Genomic DNA, 9,653 nt, shown 5'->3' on the forward strand with positions numbered 1-9,653 from the left:
GCCATGTACAGTGGTTGTATGACCCTTCTTGAAGAGGTGGGGCTCGGGGTCAATGATATCGAACAGATTTTTCTGGCAGGGGGTTTTGGGAGTTATGTAGATCTTGAAAAAGCCATGGTCATCGGTCTGCTGCCTGAAATCGACCCTGACAAAGTCCGGTTTATCGGCAACGGTTCCCTGTTGGGGGCTAAAATGAGCGCCCTGACAAACCGCATCCGTAAAGATGTAGTGGATGTCACCCGGCGAATGACCAATTTCGAGCTTTCGGAAACCGCGTCTTATATGGATAACTATGTGGCCGCTCTTTTTTTGCCGCATACAGATATAGATCAATTCCCCAAACTCAAAGCCCGCTTAGAAGCCCGCAAAGCTCTGCGGAGTTGATCCCGTCAGTACCGGCATAAATTTTTCAAATCACTGAAGTAAATTCTCAGATAAGGGGACAAATTTAAACCTATTCAGCCGTAGTGGCCAAAAGGCTACTAAGGCCAAGTCGGCTTATCTATTAGTGTCTTTGTGTGGCTGAATAGTTACCTATTGACAAACACATCGTCTCAATATAAAAAGTCATATTCGGCACGCTACGGTGCCAATTTGCCTTGACCAAAAATATTGTAACATCCCTTTTTTATTATCAATAGAATGGTGGCTAACTGCACAAAAATTCTTTTCGCGCACCTTTTGACAAGTGGCTATAAATCTACCGATGTAGATAATATTAATAAAAAAATCAATTTAACGAAAGGAGGGCTGATTTTATAATTTAAACCCAAGGTTTCTATCGTTTTTCACCTGGGGATTATTATGGACTAGAGTTGAAACGATGCACACCTCAATTAAAACTTTGATCACAAAAGGAGGTATCATTGGGCTTAGAAATATTTAAAGAATCCTATACGGGCAGCATAAAGGAAATTACCCTCGGTAAGGGCGACAAGGCCGTTACCATCGGGGGGGAAACATGCTATCCTTTTTACCACTTTGAGGGCGAAATGCCCCACAAGCCCGTAATTGCAATGGAAGTATGGGATATGGAACCGGACGACTGGCCGGAGGCGGCTTTGAGCTATTTTAAGGATGTGGCCTCAGATCCGGCTGCCTGGGCCAAAAAATGCGTGGACGAATTCGGGGCCGAAATAATTGCGCTGCAGCTCAAGAGCACCGATCCCAATTCGCAGAATGCCAGTCCGGAGGAGGCCGCTGCAACGGTAAAAAAGGTCCTTGCAGCCATCGATGTTCCCCTGATTGTATGGGGGACCGGGAACGTTGAAAAGGATGAAGAGGTTTTAAAGAAAGTTGCCGAAGAGACCATGGATGAAAATCTGATCATCGGGCCTGTGGAAGATAAAAACCACAAGGGCATCGGTGCCGCCGCCATGGGATACGGTCACACCATTGTTGCAAATTCACCCATTGACGTAAATCTGGCCAAACAGATGAATATTCTGCTGGGAAATCTGGGGTTGTCGATGGAGCGCATAATCATCGATCCCACCACCGGCGGTCTGGGCTACGGTCTGGAATATACCTATTCTGTTATGGAACGGCTTAGTATGGCAGCCTTGACCCAGGGCGACGACAAGCTGCAGCTTCCGATTATCAACAACCTTGCCGACGAAATCTGGAAATGCAAGGAAGCCAAACAGCCTGTCGAAGAAGCACCTTTGCTGGGTGATCCGGAAAGGCGCGGAATCCTTATGGAAGCCGTGGCGGCAGTAACATACCTGGTGTCCGGCGCTAATGTTTTGATCATGAGACATCCGGAAGCCATTCGGATGACCAGAGCCTTCATCGATTTGTCACTCGAAGGCGGATCCGCTGAAGATGTGGCACCGATCAGCAAACAGCTAGATGACGTGGATATAGACTATGCCGCCCTGGCTCCGGAGCCTGACCTTGCTATCGAAGAAGAACCGGAGAAGGCGCCACCGAAGAAAAAGGCGGCACCTGAGGCTGCAAAGAAGGCCGCACCCAAGGAAAAACCTGCCAAGAAAGCGGCACCCAAGAAAAAGGTAGAAGAAAAGGCTGAAGCAGAGGCTGATAAGAAGGCCGCAGAAGAGGCCAAAGCCAAGGCCAAAGCGGAAGCGGAAGCCAAGGCCAAGGCTGAAGCGGAGGCTAAGAAAAAGGCTGAAGAAGAGGCCAAGGCCAAGGCTGAAGAAGAGGCCAAGGCCAAGGCTGAATCGGAAGCTAAGAAAAAGGCTGAAGAAGAGGCCAAGGCCAAGGCTGAAGCGGAAGTTAAGGCCAAAGCCGCAGATGACGCCAAAGCCGCGCTGGACGCTGAAGAGAATGCGGAGCACGAAGCGCGTGACAAGGAACGTGAAGAGCGCTTGGCCAAAGCAAAAGCCGCCCCGGCCGTCGAAGTACCCAAGACGCCGGCCGCCGTTCAGAAATCACAGCTCGACAAAATGCTGGAACAGCTGAATCGGCTGCACAAAAGAGCATAAAAATAAGGGACAATATACCCGGCGATCATTTGCTCGAAAATGTATAAACGCATTGATCATTTTCAAAGATCACCGGACGACACAATAACAATGAGGAGGAACGTATGTCTAAATTAGTAGCATTTGCTGCCATTCAGGGCGGCTATAATGTTGTTTCAGAGGTCGAAGGAGCGTTAAGAAATACTCTGGCAGCCTATGATGCAGATACCAAGGTAGAGTTTCCCAACACGGGATACTACCTGCCGGTAATCTATTCCCTGCTGGGAATGAAGGTTGAAACCTTGGAAGATTTGCAAAAACCGCTGCAATTTGCTCGCGGGCTTTTGCCGCCGCATGTTAAAGGCGTTCATCATCTGCCGTATCTGGGCCCCCTGCTGGACGCCGGTATGGCCGCGATTTTTGCGTATGAAATCAAAGAAGGCCTCCGCGCTGTTACGGATCCCGAATTTTACATCCCCCAGGAAGACCCGGACATCGAAGCCGGCAAGATCTGGGTGGGACCGGCCGATGATATCGTCCTGCGCAAAAGAGGGGTCGAGTTCGTGGACGGCACGGCCCCGGGCTTTGCGGCCATCGTGGGCGCCGCACCCAATCCCGAAATCGCCAAGGATATTGTAGAAGGATACCAGAAGCGCAATCTTTACATCTTCTGTGCCGCCGCCCACAACGGCACATCGGTCATCGAGCAGCTGATCGAGGCTGATGTTCAGATCGGCTGGGGCACGCGCATTGTACCCTTCGGGCCGGATATTTCATCGGCCGTATTTGCTTTGGGCTTTGCCAACCGGGCCGCCATGGCCTTTGGCAACGTACAGCCCGGCGACTATAAAAAGATTTTGCTTTATAACAAGGATCGTATTTTTGCGTTCGTCAACGCCCTGGGCGAAATCGGAACCCACTGGGCGGCGGCGGCGGCCGGCTGTGTCAACTGGGGCTTTCCGACCCTGGCGGACACCGACATTCCCGAGATTCTGCCTACCGGTGTCTGTACCTACGAGCACGTGGTCGCCAATGTGCCCCATGACGAGATCGTTCAGAGATCGGTGGAAGTGCGGGGTCTCAAGGTGCACATCTCCGACATCGACATCCCCTGTGCCTTCGGTCCGGCCTACGAGGGTGAACGCGTTAGAGGCAAGGACCTGTACACCCAGTGCGGCGGCGGCAAGACCCAGGCCACCGAGCTTTGTCGAAGGGCCGAGATGGGCGATATCGAAGACGGACATGTCGAGATCGTCGGTCCCGACATCACCGAGCTCAAGGAAGGCGAAACCTTCCCGCTGGGCATCTATGTACAGATAGCCGGCCGGGAGTTCCAGGAGGATTTCGAACCGATCCTGGAGCGCCAGATTCACCACCTGATCAACTACATCCAGGGCGTCATGCATATCGGCCAGCGCGATATCGCCTGGATTCGCGTCAGCAAAACAGCCATGGAAAAGGGCTTTACCTTAAAGGATATCGGTGTGGTCCTGCATGCCAAATTCCACAATGATTTTTCCAAAATCCTTGATAAAGTCCAGGTAACCCTTTACACCAAGAAAAAGGATGTTGATGACCTTACCAAAAGGGCCCGGGCGATATACAATACCAGGGATGAACGCGTTGAGAACATGACGGACGAGGCCGAGGAAATCTACTACTCCTGTACGCTTTGCCAGTCGTTTGCTCCCAACCACGTCTGTACGGTCAGCCCCGAAAGAACCGGCCTATGCGGTGCCTACAACTGGATGGACTGCAAGGCTTCTTATGAGATTAACCCCACGGGACCGAACCAGCCCATCGAAAAGGGTGAAACCCTTGATCCTGTTCTGGGTCAATGGGCCGGGGTCAATGATTTTGTCTCCCAAGCCTCACGGGGAGCAGTTACCCATTATAACTTTTATTCCCTTGTGCACGACCCCATGACCACCTGCGGGTGCTGCGAATGCATTGCGGCCCTGCTGCCGATCTGCAACGGCATCATGACGGTCGGCCGGGACTACACCAGGGAGACTCCCTGCGGCATGAAGTTTACCACCCTGGCCGGCGTTATGGGCGGCGGGGCCTCTTCACCGGGTTTTGTGGGTCATTCCAAGTTCAATATTACCCAGCGCAAGTTCATCGTCGGCGACGGCGGCCTGCTGCGGATGGTCTGGATGCCCAAGGGGCTCAAGGAAGAGCTCAAAGACCGGCTTATCAAGCGCGGTGAAGAGCTGGGTTGTCCCAACTTTATTGATATGATTGCCGACGAGACCGTAGGAACCACCGAGGAAGAGATTCTGCCCTTTCTTGAAAAAGTGGGACATCCGGCACTTTCAATGGATCCGATCATCGGGTAATCGCTACAGCTTGTATTCAGGGGCGGGAGCAGCTCCCGCCCCTGAAACCCGATGATGCTGTTTGGATCAATAAATCAGAAGGATAAGATTGCGTTTTAAGTTTTAAATCAGAAGAAGGAGACAATTATGGCATTAACCGGTATTCAGATTTTCAAACTTCTGCCGAAAACCAACTGTAAGGAGTGTGGCGTTCCCACCTGCCTGGCGTTCGCCATGAACCTGGCATCCGGCAAGGCCGAACTTGACGCCTGTCCGTATGTATCGGACGAGTCCAGGGAACAACTTGCAGAGGCTTCCGCACCGCCCATCCGTGCGGTTGCCTTGGGCAAAGGCGTCAGAGCAACCAAAACCGGCGGAGAAACCGTGCTGTACCGTCATGAAAAGACCTTTTACAGCCCGACCCCCATTGCCGCTATGATCGGTTCCGACATCTCGGAATCCGATCTGGAGACCAAGCTCAACGTTTGGAACGCGTTCCAGTTTGAGCGGGTCGGCTTTAATTTAAGACCCGAACTTGTGGCCCTAAAAGATACTGGTGGTGATAAAGATGCGTTTGCGGCCGCCGCCCAAACCATTGCCGAAACCTCGGAATTCAATCTGATATTAATGTCGGAAGACGCCGGGGTAATGGCGGCGGGTGTCGAGGCCTGTAAATTCAAACGGCCCCTGATATATGCCGCTACCGAAGGCAATCTTGATGATTTCGGGGCCCTGGCCAAGGAGAATGATCTGCCCCTGGCCGTCAAAGCCGATTCCGTTGAAGGGCTGATTCCGCTGACAACCAAATTGGATGAAATGGGTTTAAAGGACCTGGTGATTGATTCAGGTTCCAGAGAAATCCAGCAGTCCATGAAGGATCAGATCGTCATCCGGCGCGAAGCCCTCAAGTCCTTGAACCGGGCGCTGGGTTTTCCCACAATTACTTTTCCGTGTGAGATGGCTTCCAACCTGGACATGGAGACCATGATCGCCGCCATGCATATAGCCAAGTACGGCGGCATCTCAGTCCTTTCCGACTTTACCGGCGAGAGTCTTTTCCCATTGCTGGTGGAACGGCTGAATATCTTCACCGATCCTCAGAGACCCATGACCGTCACCGAAGGTATCTATGAAATCGGCACTCCGGATGAGAACTCTCCGATTCTGGTTACCACCAATTTTGCACTAACCTACTTTATTGTGTCCGGTGAAATTGAAGGCAGCAAGGTCTCGACCTGGCTGCTAATCAAGGATGCCGAAGGCCTTTCTGTTCTGACGGCCTGGGCCGCCGGAAAATTTTCCGGTGATGATGTGGGTATGTTCGTGAAGAAATGCGGTATCATGGACAAAGTTAAACACACGGAACTGGTTATCCCCGGCTATGCTGCCGCTATTGCCGGTGATGTCGAAGAGGAACTGCCGGGCTGGACGATTACCGTAGGACCAAGAGAAGCCGCCCATATCCCGGCCTTTCTCAAATCAAAATAATTGCCATTAGAAGCAGAATGGTTCTTGATTGACCATCCTGCTCCTCCGGGGTACACTACCGGCGTAATTGTTCTCAGCAGGTTTAACCTACTGTAATTGAGATGGCGGGGTCATGCCCCGGTACTAACAGGCGGCTGCCGTTAAAGAAGGGAGGGTGTATGCTACTTATTGGTGAAAGTTTAAACGTCATAACAAAAAAGATCGGCACGGCGTTCAAGGAGCGTGATCCCAAGCCGATCCAGGAGGAAGTCCTTTTTCAAAAGGAAAAGGGGATGGATTATATCGACATCAACCTCGGCCCGGCCAAAAAGGACGGACACGAGCTGATGCCCTGGGTGGTTGAAGTCGTCCAGGAGGTGGTTGACGATATACCGCTGGTCTTGGATACATCCAATATTGAAGCCATCGAAGCGGGGCTCAAAGTGTGCAAGCTGACGCCCATTGTCAATTCCATCATGTGCCGCCCGGAACGCTATGAAAAGATGATTCCGATGACGGCCGAAGCCGGCGCCGGTTTTGTTGCCCTTCTATGGGGCCCTGAAGGTCTGCCGCGGGATGAGAATGAACGCGCCGTCCTTTGTGTCGAACTCCTTTATGCGGCCAATGAAGCCGGCATCCCCAATGAGAAGATCTGGGTGGACGGCATTGTAACCCCGGTTAACATTCAGCAGCCCCAGGCCATCAGCCTGATGGAATTTCAGGGGATGCTTGAGGACATCGCCCCCGGAGCCAGGAGCACCTGCGGCGTGTCAAACGTTTCCAACGGACCGCCCGAACATCTGCGCCCGATTCTCAACCAGACTTACACCGTCATGCTTCAGAAATACGGGATGGAATCGGTCATCGCCGATCCTCTGGATGATCAGCTGATTTCTATTGCCAGAGGTGAACGCCAGGATATCGTCGATCTGATTTATGGTATTATGGACGGCGAAGAGCCGGATATGGACAGCCTTGCAAAAGAGATGCAGGCTTATGTCAAGACCACCAAAGTAATTCTAGGTAAATCTCTGTACTCTGATTCGTGGCTTGAGTTGTAACCCTAATTGAGCTAAAATTCAATTAGGTAATAGGCCTTAATTGAATAAATACCATGAGCCTCTTCCTTTCACAGGGAGGGGTTTTTTTCTTGCAGCGAACAATGACCGGTAGCCTCTCTTAATCCACTTGAAAATGTGTATAACGTCTGGTAACCTTAGTATCCTTGTTCATGCAAGTTGGGACATTTTAAGCGCTTTTTTACGTTCACTTTAGATATTTTTCCGTTTTATCCTGGTTGGGAGGGTTGGATGATCAAATCAAGAGCCCTTGAAGTGAATATTGCCGATTATCACGTCGATGTTGCTATCGATGAAAAATATGCAGTTATTCAAGAAGTCCTGTCCAAATATTACGGCCTGACTGAAGGGTTGAACACCTTCCTTAAGGAACTTTCACATCCCTATAAAAACTGGCAGTTTATCGTGCAGGAAGCCAGGAATTATTCTCTGAATTATTTTCATCTTCTCAAAAACCATCCCTTAGGGCCTGATGCGGCCGCCTTTTTTGTAGAGATCTTTACCAGTGCCGTCAAAGCAACCAGCAGCACCGATGTCAGAGTCGATGCTATTGATAATTTTCTGCTCTTTCTGCAAAAGGTTATAAAAGAATCCGGTTCAAACATCACAAAATTCAAGCCGGTCTTGGACAATTCTTTTGATCACATCAGAAGCTATCAGGATGAAGATTTCTTTTTGTTTATTAAAAGCTTCTATCAAATAAAAAAAATTGCAGAAGCATTTTTCAACTGCTCACCGGGGGTTGTAGACTATAAGTCACTGAATTTACTTCTAATAAAATATTTCAAACATACATATTCATACTGGTTGAGCGAAGTAGACCCCCAAGTCTGGTTTGTAAAAGAGGCCGGCGAAATTGATAATCCGGATATTATAAGTCCTCATTTTCATAATATTTCCCACCAGCAAATTGAATACTTTAAGACCGAGCTTGAAGATATCGCCCAGTCCAAAAATACGGCGTCTGAAGATGTTCTAAAAAGGCTCTTGGCGCTGCCCGGATACAATCAGTTTGTGAAAACTTACCGGGGAATTCCTCAAAGACTTCTTGATGACGGTGCTGATAATGGCCGGGGCCGCCGCTGGAAACTGATATTTCTTTTTTATATCATGAATATTTCCGGGTTGTCGATGATACACGAGGAAGCTTTAAGGGACATCAACAGAACCATGAGCTGGGTCATCGGGCATGAGGATTATAAAAATGTTCAAGAATTAATCCAGACAACGTTTGCCACTTTAAAGGCCCGTACCGAAGAATTTCCGGCTACGGCTTTAAGTTGCGTCCTGAATATGGGAAAGGCGGTTTATAAAACTGATGAAAGCGACCTGGTCAATTTTTTTATCGACTCGGTTATCGATCTGGGCTTTCAAGCACCGATGATAAGCGGCGTGGGCAACGACTGGCAAATAAAAGTCAATTCCGCCCATATTCTGAATATACGGATATGGCTGGAACTTATTGCACGCAACCCCACATGGTCACCGCGGCTGCTTTCGTACCTGATCATTCATCTATCGCTGTGCGGCGTTTTTATTAAAGATACCGACATTTTTCCCCGGGATATCACGCAGTTTTTAAACAGCGGTATCGGCCCGGTATTTAACCTGGCCAAGCAACTCGCCCGCTTGTTTCCGGTATATTTCAACGATATCGGTGCCGAGGGCCGGTTGCGAGATATTTCAACACATATTGACGAAATAACTCATCGAAAAGACCCGCTCATCCATTTTTTGCGAAAGCAGAGTCACGTTGAAAGCAGCAATCTGATCATCGATTTTATGGAAGCAACCCTCGATTTCTGGAAAACAAGGGACAAAGGCTTGATCGAGCCTTTTGTCCCTCCCAATATCTTCAATCAGATCGATACTAAAGGGCCATACATCGACGGTGTTCACCGGGTCATGTCATTTTTAAGCGCCAAGGGTCTCTCTTTGCCGCAGGACCTTATTGCCTTAAAAGAAGACCAGGTCAAGCACCTATTGGAAGATATTGAGGGTGTATCAGAAATAGACTTGGAAAGGGTTTGTCTGGCGATATCCTTTTACAAACTTTTATATCAGAAATACTACCTCGATTTCGTCGAGATTGAAAATTACATTGCTCCACTTAAATCCGAAGCCTTTCCCGATCTGGGCCGGCTGCAAGCGGCCCTGGCCGAACCTGATCTAAAGAAAAAGATTTACGGGCTGCTCGATTACCTGGAACAATTAAAAGATTTAATCCTGTCTCATCAGGCCTACGAAATCAAGGAAGACATTTATCAAAAAAGACATTTCACCGTGGATATACCGTCCGTGTATGGAAGTTACCATGAAATGAAATTTGACGCTTTGGGACTTGCGTTTCGAATCGAATCCTTGGT

Annotated in this window: 5 protein-coding genes and 1 pseudogene; all 6 read left to right on the forward strand. The window is 49.6% G+C overall.

The window, feature by feature from the left end; genetic code table 11:
• Positions 1-384, forward strand: a 384-nt coding sequence (locus tag V3S16_RS04720; RefSeq protein ID WP_413883523.1) for an ASKHA domain-containing protein, incomplete at its 5' end; no start/stop codon positions are given.
• A 482-nt stretch (positions 385-866) separates the two neighbouring features.
• On the forward strand, positions 867-2,444 hold the full coding sequence (locus tag V3S16_RS04725; protein WP_413883524.1) for an acetyl-CoA decarbonylase/synthase complex subunit delta: 1,578 nt from the start codon (positions 867-869) through the stop codon (positions 2,442-2,444).
• 104 nt (positions 2,445-2,548) lie between these two features.
• Positions 2,549-4,762, forward strand: a complete 2,214-nt coding sequence (acsB, locus tag V3S16_RS04730) for an acetyl-CoA decarbonylase/synthase complex subunit alpha/beta (RefSeq protein WP_413883525.1) — start codon at positions 2,549-2,551, stop codon at positions 4,760-4,762.
• Positions 4,763-4,888: 126 nt separating this feature from the next.
• The gene (gene acsC / locus V3S16_RS04735) at positions 4,889-6,229 is read left to right on the forward strand and encodes an acetyl-CoA decarbonylase/synthase complex subunit gamma (RefSeq protein ID WP_413883526.1); all 1,341 of its coding nucleotides are present in this window, start codon (positions 4,889-4,891) and stop codon (positions 6,227-6,229) included.
• Positions 6,230-6,387: 158 nt separating this feature from the next.
• Entirely contained in the window at positions 6,388-7,269 is an 882-nt protein-coding gene (locus V3S16_RS04740; protein ID WP_413883527.1) for a dihydropteroate synthase, read from the forward strand.
• Between the two features lie 249 nt (positions 7,270-7,518).
• Positions 7,519-9,653, forward strand: a pseudogene (locus V3S16_RS04745) (pyruvate, phosphate dikinase); the annotation flags it as partial.

Source organism: Candidatus Desulfatibia sp. (genome assembly GCF_036446775.1).
Classification (GTDB): Bacteria; Desulfobacterota; Desulfobacteria; order Desulfobacterales; family UBA11574; genus Desulfatibia_A.

Bases quoted from the DNA above. Each gene is read 5' to 3' on its own strand.
- acsB (WP_413883525.1), top strand. From the start codon at position 2,549: ATGTCTAAATTAGTAGCATTTGCTGCCATTCAGGGCGGCTATAATGTT.
- acsC (WP_413883526.1), top strand. From the start codon at position 4,889: ATGGCATTAACCGGTATTCAGATTTTCAAACTTCTGCCGAAAACCAAC.
- V3S16_RS04740 (WP_413883527.1), top strand. From the start codon at position 6,388: ATGCTACTTATTGGTGAAAGTTTAAACGTCATAACAAAAAAGATCGGC.